The following is a 22,853-nucleotide window of genomic DNA, read 5'->3' as shown; positions in this document are numbered from 1 at the left end:
GCCTGAGCTTCGCGATGCCGAAGCTCAGGCCACCGCCGCGACGCAATCGATCTCGATGTCGAAGCCGCCCGGCCACGCCGGAACATTGACGAAAATGCGCGCGGGCGGATTGGGGCCGAAGAAGCGCGCATAGACCGCGTTGACCGTGCCGAACGCATCGACGGACGTGCAATAGACATTGCACTTCAGCACCTGATCCAGCGAGGAACCCGCCGCTTCCACACACAGCTTCAACTGCTCCAGCACGAGTTCGGTCTGCCGCTCGATAGTTGCATTTGCAACGATTTCTCCCGTCGCCGGATCGAAAGGCGGAAAGCCGGACACATAGACCGTGTCGCCGTGGCGCGTGACCGCGGAGGTCGGCGCCTTGAATCGTTCGAGCCAGGTCGAAAGCGGTTCGACACGGATGATTTCGCGAGCCATATCGATCGTTTCCTTTGCCTTGTCGCGCTATGCGCGTTTGTCGAAAATTCCGTTGAGAGCGTCGCCCGCGGCGGCGTCCTTGAAGCCGTCGAAACGCCCGTCGACGAGACCTTGCGCCGCGCGCATGAAGCCGCCCCACGCCACGCGCGCCAGCCCTCCGCCGACGCTCACGCGCCGCACGCCAAGCGCGGCCACGTCGCTCAACGCGAACTCCGACACGCCGCCGATCAGCAGATTCACCGGCTTCGGCGCGAGCGCCTTCACGACCGCTTCGATCTGCTCGCGCGTCTTGATGCCGGGCGCATACAGACAGTCGGCGCCCGCGTCGGAATAGGCTTTGAGACGCGCGATGGCATCGTCGAGATCGGGCTTGCCCGCGAAGAAATTCTCCGCGCGGCCGACGAGCAAGGTGTCGCCGCCGCGCTCATCGATAGCGCGCCGCGCGGCCTTCATGCGCTGCACGGCAACGTCGATCGGAAACAGCGGCGCGGCTTCGTCGCCGGTCGAATCTTCGATCGACAAACCTGCGACGCCCGTTTCGATTGCGAGCTTCACGCTCTGCGCAACGTCATCCGGCGTGGCGCCGAAGCCGCTTTCGAAGTCCGCGTTCACGGGCAAATCGGTCGCCCCGACGATCTCGCGCAGATGAGCGAGCACCGCATCGCGCGTCATGTGATTGTCGGCGTGTCCGCGAGACCACGCGAAGCCGGAACTGGTGGTTGCGAGCGCCTTGAAACCGAGCGATTCGAGATAGCGCGCGGAGCCGACATCCCAGGGATTCGGCAACATGAAACAGCCTGATTCGTGCAGCGCGCGAAAGGCGGCGCGTTTCTCGGCGACGGTGCGGGGCATGTCATGTCTCCAGTCGATGAACGAACGAGTCAAGCGTAGACAATACGCGATTCGCTGAAAATTCGTGCGTCACATGATGTGAACGCGCATGAAAAAACGGCGGCTCCGAAGAGCCGCCGTCCGGCGTGCAGTTGCTAAAAAGCTGCCGCCTACTTCTTCAGATCGAAGCGATCGAGATTCATCACCTTGGTCCACGCGGCGACGAAGTCCTTGACGAACTTCTCCTGCGCATCGGCGCTGGCATAGACCTCGGACAGCGCACGCAGCACCGAATGCGAACCGAAGATCAGATCGACGCGGCTGCCCGTCCACTTGCGCTGACCCGTCTTTCGATCGCGCCCTTCGAACACATCGCGGCCTGAAGAAACCGGCAGCCATTCCGTGTTCATGTCGAGCAGATTGACGAAGAAATCGTTCGTCAGCGTTTCCGGCCGGTCGGTGAAGACGCCCTGCGAGTTCTGCCCCGCCGACACCTTCAACGCCCGCAATCCGCCGATGAGCGCCGTCATTTCCGGCGCGGTCAGCGTCAGCAACTGCGCCCGGTCGATCAGCAGCGCTTCGGGCGCAACGCCAACGCCCGCCTTGACGTAATTGCGAAAGCCATCGGCGACCGGTTCGAGCGCCCCGACCGATTCCACGTCGGTCTGGTCCTGCGTCGCGTCCATGCGGCCCGGCGTGAACGGCACCGTTACCTTCTGCCCGCCCTTCTCGGCCGCCTGCTCGATGGCCGCGCCGCCCGCCAGCACGATCAGATCGGCCATCGAGATCTTCTTGCCATCGGACTGTGCGCCGTTGAAGCCACTCTGGATGCCTTCGAGCGTCTTCAACACCTTCGCCAGTTGTTCGGGCGCGTTCGCTTGCCAGTCCTTCTGGGGCGCCAGGCGGATACGCGCGCCGTTGGCGCCGCCGCGCTTGTCCGAACCGCGAAACGTCGATGCCGATGCCCACGCCGCCGACACCAGTTCCGCCACCGACAGACCCGACGCCAGCACTTTCTGCTTGAGCGCCGCGACATCCTGCTCGCTCACAAGCGGATGATCGACCGCCGGAATCGGGTCCTGCCAGAGCATGTCTTCCTGCGGAACTTCAGGGCCGAGATAGCGGGCTTTCGGGCCCATGTCGCGGTGCGTCAGCTTGAACCAGGCGCGCGCGAAGGCATCTGCGAACTGATCGGGGTTTTCCCAGAAACGCTTCGAAATCTTCGCGTATTCCGGATCGAAGCGCAGCGACAGGTCGGTCGTGAGCATCGTCGGCTTCAGCTTCTTCGATGCGTCATGCGCGTGCGGCACGGTTTCCGCTGAATCCTTCGCGACCCATTGATTCGCGCCCGCCGGGCTCTTGGTCAGTTCCCATTCGTGACCGAACAGGCTTTCCCAGAAGCCGCTGCCCCACTTCGTCGGCGTCGTGGTCCAGGTCACTTCGAGACCGCTCGTGATCGTGTCCGCGCCCTTGCCGCTGCCGAAGGTGCTCTTCCAGCCGAGACCCATATTCTCGACATCGGCGGATTCCGGCTCCGGACCGACGTTGTCAGCCGGACCCGCACCGTGCGTCTTGCCGAACGTGTGCCCGCCCGCAATCAGCGCGACAGTTTCCTCGTCGTTCATCGCCATGCGCGCGAAAGTCTCGCGGATGTCATGCGCCGCCGCGAGCGGATCGGGATTGCCGTCCGGGCCTTCCGGATTGACATAGATCAGACCCATCTGGACCGCGCCGAGCGGATTCTCCAGATTGCGGCCCGCGTCGGTGCGGCTGACTTCCTCACCGTGCTTTTCGACATCGGCGGTGATGACGCCCTGATCGTCGTCGTTGCCGGCCGCACCCTTGCCGTAGCGGACATCGCCGCCGAGCCAGGTCTTTTCATTGCCCCAGTACACGTCCTGATCCGGTTCCCACGTATCTTCGCGGCCGCCGGCGAAGCCGAAGGTCTTGAAGCCCATGGTTTCCAGCGCGACGTTGCCGGTCAGGATCATCAAGTCGGCCCAGGAGAGTTTCTGGCCATACTTCTGCTTGATCGGCCACAACAGACGACGCGCCTTGTCGAGGCTGACATTGTCCGGCCAACTATTGAGCGGCGCGAAACGCTGCTGTCCGCGTCCGCCGCCTCCGCGTCCGTCGCCGGTCCGATACGTGCCGGCGCTATGCCACGCCATGCGGATAAAAAGCGGTCCGTAGTGGCCGAAGTCGGCCGGCCACCATTCCTGCGAATTCGTCATCAATGCCGCGAGGTCCCGCTTGACCGCGGCCAGATCGAGAGTCTTGAATGCTTCGGCGTAATCGAAATCGGCTTCGAGCGGATTGGACTTTCTGGAATGCTGGTTCAGCAGATCCACCCGTAGTTGCTTCGGCCACCAGTCCCGGTTGGTCGTGCCGGTACCGGCGGCATGATTGAACGGGCACTTCGATTCATTTGACATGCGCTATCTCCTTGCGAGGACGTACCAACTAGTTGTTCTACGGCTACGACATCAGGTTTCGTGCTGCCCGAAACGGGTCAAATGAGGGAGGTCGCGGCATGCAATCCGGCGAGCATGACTCTTGCGGCGAGCCTTCCGCATGCTAAAAAATACGTGAGAGCAGCCATCAATAGAAGGCGATTTTTGCAATGCCGCCGATAGGACGCGGCTATAGCGTTTTCGCGCGCGGAGCATGCTGCAGTGCGGAATATGGCCGCGCGCGTCGGTCGTTCTTCAGCAGGAGTTTCAGTCTAGCAGCGTATGCCGTGGCTGGCTGGCGGAGTGTTCAGCCGTCCGCCCGCGCGGTGATTGCGTGAGAATGATTTTATTTCGTTGTCCCGATCAATATGACGTGGCTGCTCAACTCCAGTCGTCCATGTCGTGCTTGATGCTGTGCCGATTGGCGATGAGCGTCTCCACGCTCGGCTCGTTGCTCATCGCGCGCTGGATAGCGAGCTTCGTCGCTTCGTAATTGGTGCGGTACATGTCCTTCTTGTCGAGATTCGCGTCGGTCGCGCAGCGCGGATCGATCCACACAAGACTGATGATGCACAACTCGTTGGCCTGATCCTTCGGCAAGATGCCGTCGATCAGACAATCGACGACCGCATCCGCCGTCGCCGATTGCACCACGCCGCCGAACAGATCGATATTCGCCATGTCCTTGAGCGTCACTTTCGGGACGATCATCGTCGCGGGGCGGACCATCTGATTGCACGCGCGTATCGCGAACATCGCGGTGTGGCCTTTGGACTGCGCCATCATGTTGGCGAACGCGTGACCGACCGGCCCGTCGACGCGGCCAATCAGAATTTCGGGCATCGCATCGGTCGTTTGTCCGGGAGCAGCGAGCACGGTGGCTTCGCCTGCGCGGAACGTCAGATCCAGACTCATGGGGCTCTCCTTTCAGGGCTGAACGAGGTTCGGAAGATCGAGGGAACGTCCACATGCAAGGACGATGCCATCGCCCTCGATCAGCCAGCGGCCGGTGCGCGCGGTGGCCGCACGGAGACACACTGTCCGCGCGGTGTGACACATTGCGCGGGATCATCGTCTGAAGCGTGCAGACGCAAAAAAAGAGCGCGATGTGCATGACATCGCGCTCGTTTTGAGGTGACGCGTGCGTAAGTCGAAAAGACGTCAGAAGGTCGAAAGCGTCAGCTCATTGCGCACGGATTGCACGCCGGGCACGCCCTGCGCGACGCGCGTCGCCTGTTCGATCTGCGCTTCCTCCGGCACCCAGCCTTCGAGCAGCACGGCGCCGCCCTTCGCGCGAACGGTGATGCCGGTCGCGCGCATGCCCTTGGCCTTGCCGAGCGCCGTCAGAACGCGGCGGCGCAACGCGCGATCCTCCGCCTTCGACGATACGCTCGACGCCGCTTTCGACGCCTCCGCCGTGGCCGATGCGGGACCGTCGGCTTGTGCGTGAGCGAATGAAGAAACGGCGATCACGAGCGCGCATGACGTGAGTTGTGCGAAATGTGCAATTCGAGTGGTGTTCATTGCCTTGATTAACCTGATGAGAATGGACGATGCGCAGACGCCGCAGTGTCCGCGCGCGACGAAATCAGAAGCGATGCGTCATGCCGACCCCGACGAGCGTCTGAGGCGCATCGATGCCGTTCGTCGTGATGCCGGGCCAGCTGATCGTCGCGGTGCCGTTGTTCTTGATGTAGCCCGCGCGTGCATAGAGCGCCGTCCGCTTGGAGAGACTGTGGTCCACGCCCAGTTGCACGCCCCACGCGTTGTCGTGCACGCCGCGCACGACGCGTTGAAGGCCGGCAATCTCGATCGTGTCGAACGGCGTTGCCTGGATCGTGGCGCCGGCTTCCATCACGCTGAACGAATGCACGGCGTTCAGGCGAGCGGCGAGCGAATTTGCGGGCGCATCGTCGGGCTGGTGATACGCATAGTTGAACGTCAGATTGACGATGCCGAAGCGATATCCGACTGCGCCCGTGTAGTGCTTGGTCGAAACCGTGTTGAGCGCGGCGGGCAAGCCGGGGAAAGTCTTCGATCCGGGATGCTGAAATTGATACGCTAATCCCGCGTACAAGCCGTAGCCCGAATAAGTCGCGGCGACGTCGAGCATGTTGCCGGTGACTTGCGGAATGGGCTGCGAGACGGTGGCCGAAAGCGCGTACATCGCCCACATCTGGAAGCCGAGCAGGTTCGGACTCTTATACACGATGGCATTGCTCGAACGGCCGCCGCCGGTCTGCACGCCCATCGTGTTGCGATCGACACTCTGCGACGCAGCGGCGAGCGGCGAGAGCATTTCGTTCGCGCGCAGCGGATCGGTCGGATACAGCACCCAGAAGGTCGGCTGATACTGGCGCCCGAGACTGAGCGTGCCATATTTGTCGTGCGTCAGCCCGAGCCACGCCTGACGATAAAACATCGCCGACGAGTCCGCGAGAAAGGTGCCGTTATTGATGTTGTAGCCGTTCTCGAGCGTGAAAATTGCCGAGAGGCCGCCGCCCAGATTCTCCGTGCCCTTCAGGCCGAAAAGCGAGCCGCTGTTGCCTCCGCTTCTCAACGACCAGGACTTCTGTCCGCCGTTGTCGAGAAACTGGAAGAACGTGTCCGCTACGCCATACAGCGTGACGCTCGACTGCGCCGCCGCGCTGCCCACAGCCAGCGCAACCGTCGCCCCGACCAGGCCTTTACCGATGAACCGCATGCTTGTCTCCTCGTTGTGTGAGCCCGTGTGCGGAACGTACGACGACACTCCGCGCTCCGACCAGTGTTGCAGCCGGCCATGCAGGCTCCCCTACCCGAAACGAGGGGGAACGGGATTACCCGATGGGGGTTCGAGGGTGATATAGGCAACGGGTCAGATAAGCAAGTGATCTAGTCTTAGATTTATCTGCATTGCGAATGAATTAATCGGTTCATGCGTTTCACTTGCCTGAGCTTCACCGGGAGACCACGAATTGGCTGTCCAGTAGATCCATGAACGCGAATTCGAACTAATCCATGTTGCATCCGCCTCCGCCGTGAACCATCATGGCGCATTCGCCTTCACCGAAGATGCATTCTCAACCAGTCCATGACCGCCGCGAAAACCACCCCCATTTCGCCTCTAGACGCGACATCGTCTGCGCCGTTTTATCGGCAGATTTACGATCGATTCCGCGCCGCCATCGCCGGGGGAGTGTTGAAGCCCGGCGATCGAATACCCTCGGCACGCGCGCTGGCTAACGAGCTGGGTCTGGCGAGAGGCACCGTCGACGCCGCTTATTCGTTGCTCACCGCCGAAGGGTATATCGAGGCACGCGGCCAGGCCGGGACCATCGTGACGCCGGGCATCCAGGCGCGGATGCCGGTCGCAATCGTCAAGCCGCGCGCCGTCGATCACTCCGCAGCGCCAACTTTTCGTCCCGATTCAATCCTGCCGTTCCAGATGGGCCTGCCCGCACTCGACGCGTTCCCGCGAAAAATCTGGGCCCGTCTCGGCGCGCGATGCATACGCGCGACGCAGCCGTCCCGCATGGTTCACCCGTCCGTCTACGGCTTGCCTGAACTGCGCGCCGAGATTGCCGCGTATCTGCAGGTTTCCCGCGGCATCGACTGCTCGCCATCACAGGTGTTCGTGACATCGGGATATCGGCACACCATCGAGTTGATCGCTCATGCATTGCTGAAAGCAGGAGACCGTGTCTGGCTCGAAAATCCCGGCTATCCGCCGACGCGCGCATTGCTTGCGCATCTGAATATCGCCGCCGTCGCGGTGCCGGTAGATGGCGAAGGCATGATCGTATCCGATGCGCTCAAGCTGGCGCCGAAAGCGCGTGCAGCGGTGGTCACGCCGGCACATCAGAGCCCGCTTTGCGTGTCGCTATCGTTGTCCCGGCGTCTCGCATTACTCGACTGGGCGACGCGCAACAAAGCATGGCTGATCGAAGACGATTATGACGGCGAGTATCGCTACGTCAGCCGTCCCTTGCCCGCGCTCAAGAGCCTGGATCGCGACGGACGCGTGCTTTACGCAGGCACATTCAGCAAGGTCCTTCTTCCTAGCTTGCGGCTGGCCTATCTCGTCGTGCCGGAAGCGCAGGTCGAGCGGTTCGAACAGATCACCCAGACGTTTTCGGGCGGCAGCCCGGAATTGACGCAGGCGATCGTCGCGACCTTTGTCGCCGATGGACACTTCGCACGCCATGTACAACGCATGCGCAAGCTCTACGCAGAGCGCCGCGAAGCGACGGTAGCCGGACTGGAAAGCGTGCTTGGCAGACACATGCAAATCGATGCGCAACCCGGAGGCATGCACCTGATTCTGCGGATGCGAGGCCGTCGCTCGGATCGACGTCTTGTTGCGCGCATGCGGCAAGACGGCCTGTATGGCGAGGCGCTGACCGACTGGACCGCGGGCAGCGAAGGCAGCCCGGCGGTGCTTTTAGGCTTCACGAATATCGACGCTCAACGCACGGCGGAGAATCTCGCGCGTCGCATTTTGAATCTGCTATGACGACGATCATGGCCTAGCTCGCAAGCCGCATCATGGATCTTTCTCGCTAGACCAAGAACGCGCACGATGGCGTCTTTCAACACATGAACACAGGACTTGAAATGAGCCATCGCATCGACTACGCCCACGCATCGCCGGAAGGCTACAAAGCCTTCGGAGCCGTGTATGTCACGCTACAAAAAGCTGGTCTTTCGAAACAGCTGATCGATCTCGTCTATCTAAGGGTTTCGCAAATCAACGGCTGCGCATTTTGCATCGATATGCATACGCGCGACTTGCTCAAGCTCGGACTCGAAGTTGAGAAGCTTGCACTCGTGCCTGTATGGCGCGATTCGGGAGAAGTATTCACTGCACGCGAACGCGTTGCTTTGCGCTGGGCGGAAGCCGTCACGCGCGTGGCGGACACGCACGTACCCGACGCCGACTATGAAGCGGCAACGGCGGAATTCAGCGACAAGGAACTGGCTGATCTGACTTACGCGATCGCCCTGATGAATGCGTTCAATCGATTCGGCGTTGCGTTTCGCACGCCACCGAAAGGCTAAGCCGCGCCATCCGAACGATGCTCGCCGGGTCGCGATGCCGGGCGAGCGAGGGGACAGCGCCGTCCCGCTTTATGCGATCTAGTCTCTCGGTGAGACATAGCGCCATTTAGCGGCGTTCACATCGATACGCGCATCGTCGTCGAGACGTTTCTGCGCACGGTCGGAATCCGCGCGCCGCAGAGCTTCGGCGCGGGCCTTTTGAGTGGCGATATGGTCCTGAGGTCTCACCGACGTGGTCGGCGTTATCGTAGTTCGCTTCAGCATGTGGATGCCTGCAGAGTAAAGGGCTAGTGCTGGGCAGCGGCCTCGGCGCCACTGGGCTTGGCCACTGCGCGTGGCTGCTCAAGGGTGCGCTGCATGTCGCATTAAAGCAAGCACAATCGACGAGGCACTTCGGTGTTGCTTATCACGAGAATGCGGCCGGACCTTATAGCGCGTGTGCTCAAGCGATTTTAAATAGATCGCGACAGTCATTAAAAATGCGTCCAGAATGGGTCGGAGAGCGGCCCTTTCCATGGCCGCCGCTAAGGGGCGTGAAATGGCAAAAGGTCAGATGCGTAGTAACCGGGAGGCAAAAAAGCCTAAACAACCCAAAAAGCTGTCTTCTCCCGTGACGGATCCATTCAAGGTGCCCGTATCGAAGACTTCGGCATCAACGAGCGTCACGAAGAAGAAGTAAGCGACCGCCGCATGCCTTGCATCGCGTCCGCATAATTCCGATCGATCTCGCGTCTATCCGGTAAAGACTGCCGCACGATGCGGCGGTCGACATGCACGTCGTTTGACGCTCACCGTTCATTGAGACTTCAGAACGTGGTCGCTTGCAGCGCGTACGTCCGCTGTGAGCGATTGCCGCCTGCTTTCGTCCTGCAACTTTGAGTTTTTCCTTTTGGAGGCGAAATGGCGAGCGAGTCATATCGCGGTGCGACGCTATGAACACGCCGCAACGTCTGACAGTCGTGCATCAGAGCGTCTATCGCTATTCCGAACCTGTGCGCTTCGGCGAGCATCGCATGATGTTTCGCCCGCGCGCCAGTCACGATCTGCGCTTGCTCACCACGCAGTTGCTGATCACGCCCACGCCCGACCGCCTGCACTGGCTGCATGATCTGTTCGACAATTCGGTGGCCGTCGCGACCTTTTCGGCGGAAGCATCCGAGTTGCTCTTCAGAAGCGAAGTCACGCTCGAACACTACGAAGCGCCGCTGCCCGATTATTCGCTCGAACGGTATGCGTCGACGTGGCCTTTCGCGTACACGAACGAGGAAGCCTCGAATCTCGTGAACGCGCGAAGCCGTCAGTTCCCCACGGACGACGTCGACGAATGGGCGCGATGCTTCATCGGACCCGGCGGCTCGACCGACACCATGACCTTGCTTCGCGGCATGACGCTCGAGATCAAAAACAGCTTCACGTACATGCGGCGCGAGGAGAAGGGCGTGAATCGTCCCGCCGAGACGCTGCGCTCGCGTAGCGGCAGTTGCCGCGACTTCGCCGTGCTCATGATGGACGCAGTGCGCTCGCTGGGCCTCGCCGCGCGCTTCGTCAGCGGCTATATCTTCGTGCCCGATCACGACGCCACGCTCGGCGGCGGCGCGACTCACGCATGGTTGCAGATCTACCTTCCCGGCGCAGGCTGGGTGGATTTCGATCCGACCAACAGCATCATCGGCAACCGGCATCTGATTCGCGTGGCTGTCGCGTGGAATTCGGATCAGGCGTTGCCGCTGTGGGGCACCTGGCACGGCGCGATGCATTCGTTCCGCAGCCTCAAGGTCGACGTGAGCGTGACCGAAGCACCCTGATCGACAACACCGAACGCCCGCCTCTCACGACTTTTACATTGGAAGGATGATCAGATGAAACTCCGCGTGGGCTATGAACTGATCTACGAGTGCGAGCAACCGACCCCGATGATGCTCATGTTGAACACGCACTTCTCGCGTGCCGAGCATGTGCTGTCCGCCGATTTGCTGGTGGTCGATCCGCCGGTGCCGATCACGCAGTATCGCGACAGCTTCGGCAATCTGTGCAGCCGAATCGTCGCGCCGAAGGGGCTCATTTCGCTTTCCACGATTGCATTGCTCGATGTCTCCGATCAACCCGAGACGCGCGAGACGTCGGGCCAGCAGCATGCCGTCGAAACGCTACCGGACGAATGTCTGGTGTTCTTGCTCGGCAGCCGATATTGCGAAACCGATCTGCTGTCGGACATCGCGTGGAAACTGTTCTCCACGACGCCGCCGGGCCGTGAGCGCGTGCAGGCCATTTGCGACTATGTGCACGCCCACATCACCTTTGGATATGAGTTTGCCCGGCCGACCAAGACCGCATTTCAGGCGTGGCAGGAACGCAAAGGCGTGTGCCGCGACTTCGCGCATCTGGCCGTGGCACTGTGCCGCGCGATGAATATTCCCGCGCGCTATTGCACGGGCTATATCAGTGACGTCGGCGTGCCGCCGCCGCATAGCGCGATGGATTTCGCGGCCTGGTTCGAAGCCTATCTCGGCGACTCATGGCAGACCTTCGATCCGCGCAACAACGTGCCGCGTATCGGCCGCGTGTTGATGGCGCGCGGCCGCGATGCCGCCGACGTCGCGATCAGCAACACCTTCGGTCCGACGAAGCTCATCAAGTTCGACATCCATTGCGAGCCGGTGTGAGTGTGTGAGTTTGCCGGACGGCGGCGCACGGCGCTCTTTAAGCGAGCGCGCAATTCCGCTATCCTGACGCAAACCATTCCGTTCCTCACCGATGCTCACCCTGACGCCCCGCGACACCGCCATGCTCAACGGCGACGCAGGCGAGGGCCTCGCACTCGCGATGCGAATCGTCGCGGCGACGGCTCACGTCATGAACGCCGATACGCTCATCGACATCACATCGGCGCATATCGACGGCTGCCTCTATCACGGCGCGGCCAGCCTTGATTTCGTCGAACGCTTCGTCGCGAGCGGCGCGAAAGTCGCGGTGCCGACCACGCTCAATGTCGGGTCGCTCGATCTCATTCATCCCGAACTCTTTCGCGGTGAAGCCGATATCGCCAGCGCAGGCAAACGCCTGATGGAAGCGCACATCGAACTCGGCTGCGAAGCGAGCTTCACTTGCGCGCCGTATCAGTTGAAGCATCGGCCGCGAAAGGGCGATCAGATCGCGTGGGCCGAATCGAATGCAATCGTCTTCGCCAACTCCGTGCTCGGTGCACGCACGAGCCGCTACGGCGACTTCCTCGATCTCGCCGCTGCCATCACCGGGCGCGTGCCCTACGCCGGGCTACATGTCGCGCAGAATCGCGCGGCGCGTATCGTGATCGAAGCACCCGATCTGAGCACGTCATTGCATCGCGATGCGAGCTTCGCCGCGCTCGGCTTTCTGCTCGGAAGCGAAGTCGGCGCGACGGTCGCCGCGATCATCGGCCTGCCCGGCGACACCACCGAAGACGAACTGAAGGCGCTGGGTGCGGCGGCCGCGTCGAGCGGATCGGTGGCGCTGTTTCATGCGGTCGGCATCACGCCGGAAGCCGCCACGCTCGATGAAGCGCTGCAAGGCCGCGCCCCCGAACGCACGATACGCGTGAGTGCCGCGGATCTCGCCGCCATACGCGCGCGCTGGAGCCACGCGCAACCGGGCGATGCGCTCGCCGCCGTCAGTCTCGGCACGCCGCATTTTTCCGTCGATGAATTTCGTCGGCTCGCCGCGCTGTTCGAGCGTCACGAAGGCTCGCCACGCAGCGACATCTACGTGAACACGAGCCGCTTCGTGCTCTGGCAACTCGAAGAAGAAGGTCTCGCGCAAAGGCTGGCTGCGCGCGGCGTGCAGATCGTGACGGACACTTGCACGTACATCACGCCCGTGATGAAGCAGGTGAGCGGGCTCGTCATGACCAACTCGGGCAAATGGGCGCACTACGCGCCCGCGAATATCGGCGTGACGGTCGCGTTCGGCAGCATGAGCGAATGCGTGCGCTCGGCCTTCGAAGGAAAGGTGTGCATCGATGACGACATTTGACGCCGTCGCGCTCGTTCCCGGTCACGCGCGCGCTCCGGGCATCGCACTGGCGCCGCTCAGCTTCTGGGGCGGCTACGATGCCGAACGCGGCGTCATTGTCGATGCAACGCACGCAGGCTACGGCAAAAGCCTCGCCGCGCGCGTGCTCGTGATGCCGCGCGCACGCGGATCGAGTTCGAGCAGCAGCGTGCTCGCCGAAGCGTTGCGCAACGGCACGGGACCCGTGGGCATCGTGCTGACGGAACGCGATCTGATTCTGTCGATCGGCGCTATCGTGGCGAACGAGTTGTATGCGTCGAACGTGCCCGTCGTGATGGTCGATGAAACCGCGTTCGCGCAGATCGCAGCCGCCGATGTCGATATCGCTATCGAAATCGATGCGCGCGACGCGGCTCGTCCTGCGCGCGTGCGCCTCAGCGCGACATCATCGTTTCGACCACCGCGATGATCTGCTGCGCCGCCGTCTTCACGTGTTGTTCGAGCAGTTTCGCGCCGAGCTTCGCATCGTGCTTGCGGCACGCATCGACGAGCGCCATATGCTCGTCATGCGACTGCTCGCGGATCGGCACCTGCACCACCTGAAAGCGGAAATAGCGGTCGCTGCGATCGTGCAGCACGCGCAGCATCTGCAACGTGATATCGCGCCTTGCGGGCAGATAAAGCGTTTCATGCAGACGCCAGTTCAGTTGACCCCACATGCCCGATTCCGCCTGATCCATTTCGGTCACGAGCTTCTCGGCTTTCGCGATTTCCGCATCGCTGATATGCGGAATCGCCTGCGAAAACAGCCATGGCTCCAGTCGCAAGCGAATCTCGAACGTCTCCTGCACTTCTTCGATCGACAACTCCGCGACATACGCGCCCTTGTGCGGCACCTTCGTGAGCAAGCCTTCGCCCGTGAGACGCGTGATTGCCTCACGAACCGGCACGCGGCTCACGCCGAGTTCATCGGCGAGCGCCTCTTGCCGCAGCACTTCGCCGGGCGCGAGATCGCCGGAAAGAATGCGCTGCCGGATCGCGGTCGTGACGAGTTCGACCGTCGTCGTGCGCACGATCTTGCGCGTCGAGTCGCTCGCGCTGGGCGCTTCGTCGATGCGGCGTGATTTGATGGCGACCGGAGGCATGTGTTTCTTCAGTGCTTATGTGTAGGGTTGCGGCATCGTAGCACGCGCTAAAGAGCGATCTCGCGTGACGTTCAGCGCAAGGTCTCGCGCACCCACGCGCCGTTTTTCATCACGCCCGCGATGCGCTCGCCCTGCCCTGTCAGCACGCGAATATCCTTTAACGGATCGCCATCGACGACGAGCAAGTCCGCATACGCACCCGCCGCGACAACGCCCAGCTTGCCCTTCATGTTGATGATTTCCGCGCCGGTCGCGGTGGCCTGACGAATGGCCTCGAATGCGCCGACGATGTCCGCGCGTATCGACAACTCATCGCTCTGATACTGATGCATGTCGCCGAGCAAGTCGCTGCCGAGACCGATCTTCACGCCGCGTTTGTGCAGCATCGCCAACGCTTCGAGGCCGCGCTTGCGCACGGATTCGTTCTTGTCGAGCGTGTCCTGCCCGAGACCCATCTGCGCGCCGACCTTCGACATCGCGTCATACGTGACGAGCGTCGGCACCGCGTATGCGCCGTGTTCGGCCATCACGCCGGCGGCTTCCTCGTCGATCAGATTGCCGTGCTCGATGGTCCGCACGCCGAGCCTGACGACGCGCGCAATTGCCTTCGGCGTGTACGCATGGGCCATCACATACGTCTGATGCGACTCCGCTTCCTCGACGGCGGCCTTCACTTCATCGACGGAAAATTGCAGGTTGCCGATAGGATCGGTAGGCGAAGCCACGCCGCCCGACGCCATGATCTTGATGTGATGCGCACCCGCGCGCATCTCTTCGCGCACGGCCTTGCGCATTTCGTCGACGCCGTCGACCACGCGCCCGATCGCACCGAGATTGCGATTGCAGCCGCACGGGTCCGGGTCCGAGTTGTCGAAGCGCTCGCGAAAATCGCCGTGGCCGCCGGTTTGCGAAAGCGCCTTGCCCGCGACGAACAGGCGCGGCCCGGCGATCACGCCGTCCTCGATCGAGCGCGACAACGCATAGTCCGCACCGCCCGCATCGCGCACGGACGTAAAGCCGCGATTGAGCATGCCCGCGAGAATCGGCACGGCGCGCAACACGGCGAACGTGTTCGGCAAGCGGCTGTTGTTGCCGAGATGCGCGACGGACGCAATCACATGCACGTGACAATCGATCATGCCGGGCATCACCGTCTTGCCGCCGACATCGATGACCTGCGCGCCGTTCGCCTGCACCGGCTCGCGTGTGACTTCACGAATCGTGTCGCCGTCGATGACGATGGAGTAGCGGCCGTCGTCGCGTTCATGATCGACGTCGAGCACGCGGGCGTTCTTCAGTATCAACATGACGTATTTCTCCCGTTATTTCAGCAGGAATCCATGAGCGAGCGGATCGCGGTCGTCGACGAAAATCGTGTTGTGGCCGGTCACGCGCGCCCATCCTTCGATGGCCGGCCGGATGGCGTCGTATTCGCCGACGCGCACCGCTTCCAGCGCGATGCCTTCGAACAACGTACCGATGATGCTCTCGTGCACGAAGCGATCTCCGATCTGCAACTGACCTTTGGCCACGCGCTGCGCCATGCGCGCCGATGTACCCGTGCCGCACGGCGAACGGTCGATGGCCTTATCGCCGTAGAACACCGCGTTGCGCGCGCTCGCGCCCTCGACGGTCGGCTCGCCCGTCCACATTACGTGACTCAGCCCGCGTATCGCGTCGTTCTCGGGATGCACGAACGCGTATTTCTCGTTGGCCTTCTGCCTCAGCACCGGGCTCAGGCGCTGAATGTCCGAAGGCTTCAGCGCGTGCAAGCCTGCGTAATGAGCTTGAGGCTCGACGATCGCGTAGAAGTTGCCGCCGTATGCGACATCGAAACGAATCTCGCCCAGGCCTTCGACATCGACAGACAAGTCGCGCGAATGAAGAAACGAAGGCACGTTGACGAGCTGCACCGAATCCACATGCTCGCCGTTCATCCGGTAGCGCGCGATAACGAGACCCGCGGGCGTATCGAGCCGCAGCACGCCGGGCTCGCGCGGCCGCACGAGGCCATGTTCGATGGCCGTCGTCACCGTGCCGATGGTGCCGTGTCCGCACATCGGCAGGCAGCCGCTCACTTCGATGAAGAGAATCGCCAGATCGCAGTCGGGCCGCGTCGGCGGATAGAGGATGCTGCCGGACATGACTTCGTGGCCGCGCGGCTCGAACATCAACGCGGTGCGAATCCAGTCGAACTCGCGCAGGAAGTGCGCGCGTCGCTCGATCATGTTCGCGCCTTCGAGCGGCGGCGCACCGCCCGCGACGACACGCACCGGATTGCCGCACGTGTGTCCGTCGATGCAGAAGAACGTGGACTTCATTGCGACAGCGCCCGCACATTGGCGATCGCCTTCTCGACAATCGCAATCGTCCGCTGCCTTTCCTCGCCTTCGAGCATGAGACGCGGCGCTTTCACGTATTCCGGATAACCCGCCGTGATGTTCTCGGCGAGCTTGATGTACTGCACGAGCTTGACATGTGTGTCGAGATGGAAAAGATCGATCAACGCACGATACAACGCACGCGCCTTGCCGTACTCGCCGTTGACCGCGTAGTTCAGCAAGTCGACGGATTCCTTCGGCATGGCGTTCGCCATGCCCGACACCCAACCCGTCACGCCGAGCGCAACGGATTCCACGATCAAGTCGTCCACGCCGCAGAACACGACGAAGCGCTCGCCGAAGCGCGCATAGAGATCGGTGACGCGCGTCGTGTCGTAAGTCTCTTCCTTGATCGCGACAACGTTCGCTTCGTCGGCCAGTTGCGCGAGCAGATCGGGGCGCATGTCGACGCCATAGCCGCGCGGGTTGTTGTAGATCATCAGACCGAGCTTCGTCGAGCGTGCGATCGACCGATAATATTCGACCGTTTCGCGATCGTCCGAGCGATACGTCAGGCCCGGAAACACCATCAAGCCCTGCACGCCGATAGCTTCCGCGTCCTTCGCGAACTGCACCGCGTTGGCCGTATTCAACTCGGCAAGACCGGATATGACCGGCACGCGGCCCTTCACCGTTTCAACGGCGATCTTCAGCACGGTGCGCTTTTCATCGGGCGTGAGCTGCGCGTTCTCGCCGACCATGCCCATCATCACGACGCCGCCTACACCGTTGTCGATGAGACGATTCAAGCCGCTCACGATTGCATCCCGATCCAGCGAGCCGTCCTGTTTCAGCTTCGTCGTCACGGCGGGAAATACGCCTTTCCAGTTCACTTGCATGTTCGTTCCTCCAGTGGATTCGAGTCTCGGTTCTCAGAAGCGTGCAATCGAATAAGGCGTGATCGGTACGCGCGGCATGCGGCCCGCGAGCACATCGGCGACGAGCGCGGCGGTCGTCGCCGATTGCGTCAGACCGAGATGGCCGTGGCCGAATGCATAGATGACCGACGGCACGCGCGGCGATGCGCCGATCACCGGCAGCGAGTCCGGCGTCGCGGGGCGATGGCCCATCCATTTGCGCGCGTCGGTATCGTCGATGCCGGGAATGAAGCGCTTGCCGAGCGCGAGCAGCGCGTCGCTGCGCCGATAGTTCGGCGGCGCATCGAGGCCCGCGAACTCCGCCGCGCCACCGATACGCAAGCCCACGTCGAGCGGCGACGCCACGAACTTGCGCTCGGCGAAGATCACTTCGCGCGTTAATTTGATGCCGTGCTTAGGCAGGGTCGTGTTGTAGCCGCGCTCGCTTTCCAGCAGCACGCGGTCGCCGATAGATTGCGCCAGCGCGGCCGACCACGCGCCCGTCGCAACGACAATGCGCCGCCCCACGACGCGCATGCCATCTGCAAGCACGACGGCATCGGGCGCTTCGATCGCGCGCGCGACGCCCGTCACGAAGCGCGCACCGAGCGCACGCACGCGCTCGCGCAACAGCGTGACGATGCGGCGCGGATCGCCGACCTGCGACCAGTCGTCGAGATATACGCCGTGTTTGAAGACGGATGCGAGCGCGGGCTCGCATTCGCGCACTTGCTGCGCGTTCATTGCATGCCAGCGCACGCCGAGTTCGCGCTTGAGCATCCACTCGGCCTGATCGGCGGCGAAGGCTTCATCGGTTTCATAGACGGTCAAGGCGCCTTCGCGATAATGCATCGAAGACGCGCCGATATCGGCGAACATCGGCAGAAGGTCGTCGTAGACGCGGTTGTTCAACAACGCGAGCGCATGCGAGATCGCCTGATAACGCTCCGGCTCGCTCGCGCGGCGAAACGCCATGAACCACGGCAGCGCTTTCGGTACATGCTTCCAGTCGAGCGCGAGCGGCCCGAGGGGGTCCATCAGCCATTTCGCGGCTTTCGTGAACATGCCATGCACGGCGAGCGGCATGCTCTCCGTCACCGCAATGCCGCCTGCGTTGCCGTGCGACGCGCGATCGCCTTCGAAATCGCGATCCACGATTGTCACGCGCGCGCCGTCGCGCAACGCGGCCCACGCGCAGGCAAGCCCGACGATGCCTGCGCCGATCACCACCACATCCGCCTTCTCTTCGATCGAAGCCGACATGTTCATTGCAATGGATCGTGCGCGGTTTCGCGGATGGTCGCGACGGTGATGGTCGAGAGGAGCGCGGCCAGCATCACGAAATACGCGGGCGAGAGCGGCGAACCGGTTGCCTTGATGAGCGCAATGGAAATCATCGGCGCGAAGCCACCGAAGATGGCATTGGCGATGCCGTAGCCGATCGACATCCACGTCGTGCGGATTTTCGTCGGGAACAGTTCGGACAACACGGCCGGGCCTACGCCGGAAAAGATACCGATGATCACGCCGCCCAGCACCTGCACCGCGCCGACGACCGCCGCCGACTTGTACTCCAGCATCAGATGGAAGATCGGATACGGCAGCACGAGAAACGCGAAGCAGCCGATGGCATAAATCGGCTTGCGGCCGAAGCGGTCGGAGGCGGCGCCCCAGAACGGAATCGATATTGTCATCACGATCAGCCCTGCCGTGTTGAGCCACAGCGCGGTCGACGTGCTCATGCCGACGTATTTCGTCGTGAACGACGGCAGATAGTTGAGCAACACGTAAAGCGATACCGTCCACACGATCACGAGCCCGCACGCCTGCAAGCCGAGCAGCGCGGGCGCGCGGCCTTTGACCTTGGGTGCGTCGTCGCTGGCTTGCTGATAGACCGGCGTTTCCTCGCTGCGCTTGCGGATGATCCAGCCGATCGGCCCGATCACGATTGCGCCGATGATGAACGGCACGCGCCAGCCCCAGTCGAGCATCGCTTGCGGGCTGAGCAGCGTCGTCATGAGCGCGGCCGCGCCGGAACCGAGCAGCATGCCGCCGAGCGTACTGCATTGCTGGAAGCTGCCATATAAGCCGCGTTTCTTGGGCGGCGCCCATTCGACCAGAAAGGCCACCGCGTTACCAAGTTCACCGCCGACGGAAATGCCTTGCAGCATGCGCGCGGCGACGAGCAGCACCGGCGCCATGATGCCGATGGACGCATACGACGGCAGCAGCGCCATGAAGAGCGTGGCGGCGGCCATCAAGGGCATGACGAAGGTGAGCGTCCACTTGCGGCCTTTCTTGTCGCCGAGCCATCCGAAGATGACGGCACCGAGCGGACGCGCGGCAAAGCCCAGACCGAATGCGCCGAAGGTGCCGAGCATGGCGGCGAAATCGTCGCCGGCGGGAAACATCACTTTGGCGATAACGGTGGCGAGAAACGCGTAGGTGCCGAAGTCGAACCATTCGAGGATGTTGCCGACGACCGCGGCAGTGACCGCGCGGCTGGACTGGGACGAGACGCGGGGGCTGTCCCCCGCGGTGTATGGATTCGCAACGGCTTGGGCTCGGTCGATCATGGCGGCTCCGGTGGACGCTGGCTCGGGGGTGCGGTGCGGTTCCGTCGGATTGTGCGCCAGTCTCTTTTTTGAATCAAGGATTTTGGATCCAAAATTGGAAACTGGATTAGCGGGATTTTTTGGGACCTGATCCGCATCAGGTGTGGAGATTCAATCGCTCAGACAACTCACAAGCGCCATTGACCCTTCTCGGCTTCGGGACAACATTTAAGCGTTCAAGGCATGCCGCCCAGAGAAGGCGAGATGATGCTGCCCGGTTCGGCATTTGGCGCGCTTGCGTCCGGATACGCGCTGCGCGTCTTGATCGGGGCGTGATTCTTCGCGCACGTCTCGATCGAGTCATTGCCAAGGCACTGCTGAAATGCATCGGCATTTGGCTTGGCGTCGAACGTGTAGATGGTCTCGCCTACTTTGACTTCAGTGTCGGAAATGCGGTCTGCGGTAATGGTCATGATTCTGTTTGCCTCCCATTAACGTGATCGTGCTCGACGCCAGCATCAAGCGCGCCCACGTCATTTGTTAGCGTCAGTTCAATCAACTTCACGCGACGGGCCGTTATGCTTTTTTTGTCGGATCGGTATTGCCCGGATTCTCCGCTTCCATTCCGCCCGTGCCCGCGATTTCCGGTCGGCCGCCTGATCCGTATGGCACTTCGGCTGTCTGTTCCGGGTGCTGATCCAATCGACGGTTCTCCGGCTCCACTTCCCCTGCATTGGGCTTGCGCACGCCTTGCTTCGGATCGCCGCCGGTGGGCGCGCCCGGCCCCGGCGCATTGCCCAGCGAACCGCCACCGCTCGCGCCGCTTCCGGCATCGCCTAGCGGCTTGTCCGTGCTTTTCTGTTCGTCCGTGTTCATCATCGTTCTCCACTTACGTTAGTCATGTCTTGATTAATGAGCAACGCGCGTTCCACGTCGTGGTAGAGAACTCGACAATGCACCGCTTGAGGGTCCGTTGAAATCCTTCTGCTTATGAACTTTTCATTTCACAAGGTGCGAAAGGTCCGTTGCCACTCGATCCAATACCGGCTCCCACTGTCCGAACTCCGACTGACGGTAAAGTTTGGCGGATGCATACCAGGGAGTGTGGACACTGTCGCGCCCCCAGATCCAGTAAGGATTCGCGTCTAGAAGCACCCACGTCGGACGGCCAAGCGCTCCGCTAAGATGAGCTACCGACGTGCACACCGTAATCACGAGATCAAGCGCACTGACGAATGCCGCGGTGTCGTCGAAGGTCTGGAACTCGTCGGTGAAATCGATCATCTCGAGTCCAACCGCGCGGGCCGCCGCAACATCCGCCTTTGCTCCCGCCTGAAGCGAGTAAAACGCGACGCCGGGAATGTCCTTGAGGGACTTGGCGTATCGCTCCCAGCCCACACGTCGGAATGGGTTTCGCTGATGGTTTGCGCTGCCGCTCCAGACCAGTCAGACCTTCAGGCGCTTATCGACCGCAAGACGCTTCTTCCAGAACGCTACCAACGCGACGTCTGGGTTCAGATAAGGCGTTGCAGGGATCGTTTCCTCGCGCACGTCGAGCACGAGCGGAACGCTAAGCAACGGCAGGTGATAGTCGTATTCCGGCAATGCTTCGACGGTGCCGACGGTCGAGAATCCGTCGACATGTTTGCTCAACGAGCGTTCAAGCAGCCCTCCCATCTGCGGAAAAGAGTTCCATTCGAGACGCCCACCCGCTTTATGAACCTGTTGCGCGAGCGCCGGTGCGAAGCGGCAGAACTGCAGCAAGTCGCCCATGCCCTGCTCACCCCATAGCAGCAAAGTCTTTCCTTCGAGCGATTCACCTCGCCAACGCGGCTTGGGAAAAACGGGCCAACGATTGTCCGATGCATGCGGACCTTGCCATCGCGATTCATAATCGCGCCAACCCTGCTGAAAATCGCCTCGTCCAAGTTCGAGAATTGAAAGATTGAACCTCAACGACGCATCGCCCGGTGAAAGATCGCATACCGCGCGCGCATATTTCTCGGCGGCATCCCAGCATTGGGCTTCTTTTAGAGCCAGCGAATAGATGTTCAGCGCGTCGGTACTTTGCGGATTGAGTTCTATCGCTCTCTGGCCTGCCGCTAACGCGCCGTCGAGATCGAAGCCGTTGCATCGAGCGATGCACAAGTTAGTCCAAGTGTCGCTGTCGTGTGGCTCTGCCTTGACCGCATCTTCGAGCAATGCGCGAGATTCATCGCCATGACCATGGCATTGGATTAACGCTGCAGCAAGGTTCTTGCGCAGACGCGGGAAGTTTGCGTTGCACTCCATGGCGCGCCGGAAGCAGGGAAGCGCGTCAACGTAACGCCCCGACATGGCAAGCAAGCATCCCCGACTGTTATGAGAGGTGGCGTTGTGTGGACGCAGCTTCGACCACGATTCGGCAACGGCAAGAGCGTCCGCGAGCGACTGTTGAGACGCTAACGACTCCACGAGCGTAAAGAGCGAATCGTCGTCGGTGCCATTCAGGAATGCCGCGGCTTCCAGCCACACCTTATGTGCTTCCAGATGGCCTTGCTCTAACGTACTTACCGCATTTCCCAAAAATATAGCGAAGGTTTTTTTCAGATCGAAATCGAAACTTGTCATGCAGACACTACGTTTAACTAGAGTTAGACCTTGTGGTCGGATCAATGGTTATTGACAAACCATAGGAATACCTATGACGAGCGCGACATAACAAGAGAAACTTCCGAATGAACGTTCCGGGATTTCGCTTTCATAGGATGACGCATCAACGAGGAACAGAAGGCAGGAAAGGCGACGAAGATACCACAGCACACCTAACGGGCAAGCTTCGCATCCTCGCCGTGCAAAGCATCGCGAATGGGAAACGGACCGAGGCATTGGGCGGCAGGATGAACCGCGTCGACCATCGCGATCAGGATGCCTTGCAAATCACGGTTCTTCAGTTCATTGGTGACCTTCAACCAGATTTGGCGCGCGTCACCTTAAATCTCGCCCTGTCTACAAATTCCGCATCAATCGCCGGATTCGTTTCAGTCTCTGCGTCGTAAACCCCGCTCTCCGGCTCCGGCACGTAAATCGGCGAATCGCCCCGCCTTTGCCTATGATTCAGGTGAAGTAAGTCGGGCCATTGCAACGCGTTGTCCTGTACGCCTTTGGTATTGGCTTCAAACCGTCAAGGGACAAGGAGTCG

The 22,853-nt window shown here is 61.6% G+C and carries 23 protein-coding genes; 7 read left to right on the top strand and 16 right to left on the bottom strand.

The window, feature by feature from the left end:
- Positions 1-24: 24 nt before the first annotated feature.
- The 6 genes from BRPE64_RS25255 to BRPE64_RS25230 all read right to left on the bottom strand — a co-directional run bounded on the left by BRPE64_RS25255 (position 25) and on the right by BRPE64_RS25230 (position 6,411).
- Entirely contained in the window at positions 25-423 is a 399-nt protein-coding gene (locus tag BRPE64_RS25255) for a RidA family protein (RefSeq protein ID WP_016347767.1), read from the bottom strand.
- Between the two features lie 27 nt (positions 424-450).
- Positions 451-1,275 carry an isocitrate lyase/PEP mutase family protein gene (locus tag BRPE64_RS25250; protein WP_044043255.1) on the bottom strand — a complete coding sequence of 275 codons (825 nt, stop codon included), beginning with the start codon at positions 1,273-1,275 and terminating at the stop codon, positions 451-453.
- 149 nt (positions 1,276-1,424) lie between these two features.
- Positions 1,425-3,689, bottom strand: a complete 2,265-nt coding sequence (gene katG / locus BRPE64_RS25245; RefSeq protein ID WP_016347765.1) for a catalase/peroxidase HPI — start codon at positions 3,687-3,689, stop codon at positions 1,425-1,427.
- A 399-nt stretch (positions 3,690-4,088) separates the two neighbouring features.
- The gene (gene fae / locus BRPE64_RS25240) at positions 4,089-4,622 is read right to left on the bottom strand and encodes a formaldehyde-activating enzyme (RefSeq protein ID WP_016347764.1); all 534 of its coding nucleotides are present in this window, start codon (positions 4,620-4,622) and stop codon (positions 4,089-4,091) included.
- Positions 4,623-4,868: 246 nt separating this feature from the next.
- Complete coding sequence (locus BRPE64_RS25235) at positions 4,869-5,231, bottom strand: BON domain-containing protein (RefSeq protein ID WP_016347763.1); 363 nt, start codon at positions 5,229-5,231, stop codon at positions 4,869-4,871.
- Between the two features lie 64 nt (positions 5,232-5,295).
- Positions 5,296-6,411, bottom strand: a complete 1,116-nt coding sequence (locus BRPE64_RS25230; protein ID WP_044043252.1) for a porin — start codon at positions 6,409-6,411, stop codon at positions 5,296-5,298.
- Positions 6,412-6,780: 369 nt separating this feature from the next.
- Between BRPE64_RS25230 and pdxR the strand changes: the two genes are divergently transcribed.
- The 6 genes from pdxR (at position 6,781) to BRPE64_RS25200 (ending at position 13,203) form a co-directional block, all read left to right on the top strand.
- Positions 6,781-8,202 carry a MocR-like pyridoxine biosynthesis transcription factor PdxR gene (pdxR, locus tag BRPE64_RS25225; protein ID WP_044043251.1) on the top strand — a complete coding sequence of 474 codons (1,422 nt, stop codon included), beginning with the start codon at positions 6,781-6,783 and terminating at the stop codon, positions 8,200-8,202.
- A 101-nt stretch (positions 8,203-8,303) separates the two neighbouring features.
- Entirely contained in the window at positions 8,304-8,747 is a 444-nt protein-coding gene (locus BRPE64_RS25220) for a carboxymuconolactone decarboxylase family protein (RefSeq protein ID WP_016347760.1), read from the top strand.
- Positions 8,748-9,679: 932 nt separating this feature from the next.
- The gene (locus tag BRPE64_RS25215; RefSeq protein WP_016347757.1) at positions 9,680-10,552 is read left to right on the top strand and encodes a transglutaminase family protein; all 873 of its coding nucleotides are present in this window, start codon (positions 9,680-9,682) and stop codon (positions 10,550-10,552) included.
- A 54-nt stretch (positions 10,553-10,606) separates the two neighbouring features.
- On the top strand, positions 10,607-11,410 hold the full coding sequence (locus BRPE64_RS25210) for a transglutaminase-like domain-containing protein (RefSeq protein WP_044043249.1): 804 nt from the start codon (positions 10,607-10,609) through the stop codon (positions 11,408-11,410).
- A 91-nt stretch (positions 11,411-11,501) separates the two neighbouring features.
- Positions 11,502-12,755, top strand: coding sequence for an aconitase X (locus BRPE64_RS25205; RefSeq protein WP_016347755.1), 1,254 nt, complete (start codon positions 11,502-11,504; stop codon positions 12,753-12,755).
- Positions 12,742-13,203 (top strand): aconitase X swivel domain-containing protein, encoded by a 462-nt coding sequence (locus BRPE64_RS25200; protein ID WP_016347754.1) that lies wholly within the window; start codon positions 12,742-12,744, stop codon positions 13,201-13,203. The genes BRPE64_RS25205 and BRPE64_RS25200 overlap by 14 nt, the downstream gene beginning before the upstream one ends.
- Here the strand turns inward: BRPE64_RS25200 and BRPE64_RS25195 are convergent.
- The 10 genes from BRPE64_RS25195 to BRPE64_RS25155 form a co-directional block, all read right to left on the bottom strand.
- Positions 13,169-13,879, bottom strand: coding sequence for a GntR family transcriptional regulator (locus BRPE64_RS25195; protein ID WP_016347753.1), 711 nt, complete (start codon positions 13,877-13,879; stop codon positions 13,169-13,171). The genes BRPE64_RS25200 and BRPE64_RS25195 overlap by 35 nt on opposite strands.
- 71 nt (positions 13,880-13,950) lie before the next feature.
- Positions 13,951-15,186 carry a metal-dependent hydrolase family protein gene (locus BRPE64_RS25190; RefSeq protein ID WP_016347752.1) on the bottom strand — a complete coding sequence of 412 codons (1,236 nt, stop codon included), beginning with the start codon at positions 15,184-15,186 and terminating at the stop codon, positions 13,951-13,953.
- A gap of 15 nt (positions 15,187-15,201) precedes the next feature.
- Positions 15,202-16,200: a 4-hydroxyproline epimerase gene (locus tag BRPE64_RS25185; protein WP_016347751.1), complete on the bottom strand. Its 999-nt coding sequence runs from the start codon at positions 16,198-16,200 to the stop codon at positions 15,202-15,204.
- Entirely contained in the window at positions 16,197-17,099 is a 903-nt protein-coding gene (locus BRPE64_RS25180) for a dihydrodipicolinate synthase family protein (RefSeq protein ID WP_016347750.1), read from the bottom strand. Before BRPE64_RS25180 ends, BRPE64_RS25185 begins: the two co-directional genes overlap by 4 nt.
- Before the next feature lie 33 nt (positions 17,100-17,132).
- Positions 17,133-18,386 (bottom strand): NAD(P)/FAD-dependent oxidoreductase, encoded by a 1,254-nt coding sequence (locus tag BRPE64_RS25175; RefSeq protein WP_016347749.1) that lies wholly within the window; start codon positions 18,384-18,386, stop codon positions 17,133-17,135.
- Positions 18,383-19,693 (bottom strand): MFS transporter, encoded by a 1,311-nt coding sequence (locus BRPE64_RS25170; protein ID WP_016347748.1) that lies wholly within the window; start codon positions 19,691-19,693, stop codon positions 18,383-18,385. The genes BRPE64_RS25175 and BRPE64_RS25170 overlap by 4 nt, the downstream gene beginning before the upstream one ends.
- A gap of 215 nt (positions 19,694-19,908) precedes the next feature.
- Positions 19,909-20,145 (bottom strand): hypothetical protein, encoded by a 237-nt coding sequence (locus BRPE64_RS25165; protein WP_016347747.1) that lies wholly within the window; start codon positions 20,143-20,145, stop codon positions 19,909-19,911.
- A 103-nt stretch (positions 20,146-20,248) separates the two neighbouring features.
- Positions 20,249-20,548, bottom strand: a complete 300-nt coding sequence (locus tag BRPE64_RS25160; RefSeq protein ID WP_232519325.1) for a hypothetical protein — start codon at positions 20,546-20,548, stop codon at positions 20,249-20,251.
- 123 nt (positions 20,549-20,671) lie between these two features.
- Positions 20,672-20,956, bottom strand: a complete 285-nt coding sequence (locus BRPE64_RS33815; protein WP_232519324.1) for a hypothetical protein — start codon at positions 20,954-20,956, stop codon at positions 20,672-20,674.
- 162 nt (positions 20,957-21,118) lie between these two features.
- Positions 21,119-22,282, bottom strand: a complete 1,164-nt coding sequence (locus BRPE64_RS25155; protein WP_016347745.1) for a tetratricopeptide repeat protein — start codon at positions 22,280-22,282, stop codon at positions 21,119-21,121.
- A gap of 107 nt (positions 22,283-22,389) precedes the next feature.
- Here BRPE64_RS25155 and BRPE64_RS33070 point away from each other — a divergent pair, with 107 nt between their 5' ends.
- Positions 22,390-22,710, top strand: coding sequence for a hypothetical protein (locus BRPE64_RS33070; RefSeq protein ID WP_144063539.1), 321 nt, complete (start codon positions 22,390-22,392; stop codon positions 22,708-22,710).
- Positions 22,711-22,853 lie beyond the last annotated feature (143 nt).

This window comes from Caballeronia insecticola, assembly GCF_000402035.1.
In the GTDB taxonomy this organism is placed as follows: domain Bacteria; phylum Pseudomonadota; class Gammaproteobacteria; order Burkholderiales; family Burkholderiaceae; genus Caballeronia; species Caballeronia insecticola.
Note: the sequence above shows the minus strand (reverse complement) of the source record. Positions and strands in the feature narration are given on the sequence as shown.

Excerpts from the sequence above, each read along its gene's own strand:
- BRPE64_RS25255 (WP_016347767.1), bottom strand. The coding sequence starts at position 423 with ATGGCTCGCGAAATCATCCGTGTCGAACCGCTTTCGACCTGGCTCGAA.
- BRPE64_RS25250 (WP_044043255.1), bottom strand. The coding sequence starts at position 1,275 with ATGCCCCGCACCGTCGCCGAGAAACGCGCCGCCTTTCGCGCGCTGCAC.
- katG (WP_016347765.1), bottom strand. The coding sequence starts at position 3,689 with ATGTCAAATGAATCGAAGTGCCCGTTCAATCATGCCGCCGGTACCGGC.
- fae (WP_016347764.1), bottom strand. The coding sequence starts at position 4,622 with ATGAGTCTGGATCTGACGTTCCGCGCAGGCGAAGCCACCGTGCTCGCT.
- BRPE64_RS25235 (WP_016347763.1), bottom strand. The coding sequence starts at position 5,231 with ATGAACACCACTCGAATTGCACATTTCGCACAACTCACGTCATGCGCG.
- BRPE64_RS25230 (WP_044043252.1), bottom strand. The coding sequence starts at position 6,411 with ATGCGGTTCATCGGTAAAGGCCTGGTCGGGGCGACGGTTGCGCTGGCT.
- pdxR (WP_044043251.1), top strand. The coding sequence starts at position 6,781 with ATGACCGCCGCGAAAACCACCCCCATTTCGCCTCTAGACGCGACATCG.
- BRPE64_RS25220 (WP_016347760.1), top strand. The coding sequence starts at position 8,304 with ATGAGCCATCGCATCGACTACGCCCACGCATCGCCGGAAGGCTACAAA.
- BRPE64_RS25215 (WP_016347757.1), top strand. The coding sequence starts at position 9,680 with ATGAACACGCCGCAACGTCTGACAGTCGTGCATCAGAGCGTCTATCGC.
- BRPE64_RS25210 (WP_044043249.1), top strand. The coding sequence starts at position 10,607 with ATGAAACTCCGCGTGGGCTATGAACTGATCTACGAGTGCGAGCAACCG.
- BRPE64_RS25205 (WP_016347755.1), top strand. The coding sequence starts at position 11,502 with ATGCTCACCCTGACGCCCCGCGACACCGCCATGCTCAACGGCGACGCA.
- BRPE64_RS25200 (WP_016347754.1), top strand. The coding sequence starts at position 12,742 with ATGACGACATTTGACGCCGTCGCGCTCGTTCCCGGTCACGCGCGCGCT.
- BRPE64_RS25195 (WP_016347753.1), bottom strand. The coding sequence starts at position 13,879 with ATGCCTCCGGTCGCCATCAAATCACGCCGCATCGACGAAGCGCCCAGC.
- BRPE64_RS25190 (WP_016347752.1), bottom strand. The coding sequence starts at position 15,186 with ATGTTGATACTGAAGAACGCCCGCGTGCTCGACGTCGATCATGAACGC.
- BRPE64_RS25185 (WP_016347751.1), bottom strand. The coding sequence starts at position 16,200 with ATGAAGTCCACGTTCTTCTGCATCGACGGACACACGTGCGGCAATCCG.
- BRPE64_RS25180 (WP_016347750.1), bottom strand. The coding sequence starts at position 17,099 with ATGCAAGTGAACTGGAAAGGCGTATTTCCCGCCGTGACGACGAAGCTG.
- BRPE64_RS25175 (WP_016347749.1), bottom strand. The coding sequence starts at position 18,386 with ATGAACATGTCGGCTTCGATCGAAGAGAAGGCGGATGTGGTGGTGATC.
- BRPE64_RS25170 (WP_016347748.1), bottom strand. The coding sequence starts at position 19,693 with ATGATCGACCGAGCCCAAGCCGTTGCGAATCCATACACCGCGGGGGAC.
- BRPE64_RS25165 (WP_016347747.1), bottom strand. The coding sequence starts at position 20,145 with ATGACCATTACCGCAGACCGCATTTCCGACACTGAAGTCAAAGTAGGC.
- BRPE64_RS25160 (WP_232519325.1), bottom strand. The coding sequence starts at position 20,548 with ATGAACACGGACGAACAGAAAAGCACGGACAAGCCGCTAGGCGATGCC.
- BRPE64_RS33815 (WP_232519324.1), bottom strand. The coding sequence starts at position 20,956 with ATGATCGATTTCACCGACGAGTTCCAGACCTTCGACGACACCGCGGCA.
- BRPE64_RS25155 (WP_016347745.1), bottom strand. The coding sequence starts at position 22,282 with ATGACAAGTTTCGATTTCGATCTGAAAAAAACCTTCGCTATATTTTTG.
- BRPE64_RS33070 (WP_144063539.1), top strand. The coding sequence starts at position 22,390 with ATGAACGTTCCGGGATTTCGCTTTCATAGGATGACGCATCAACGAGGA.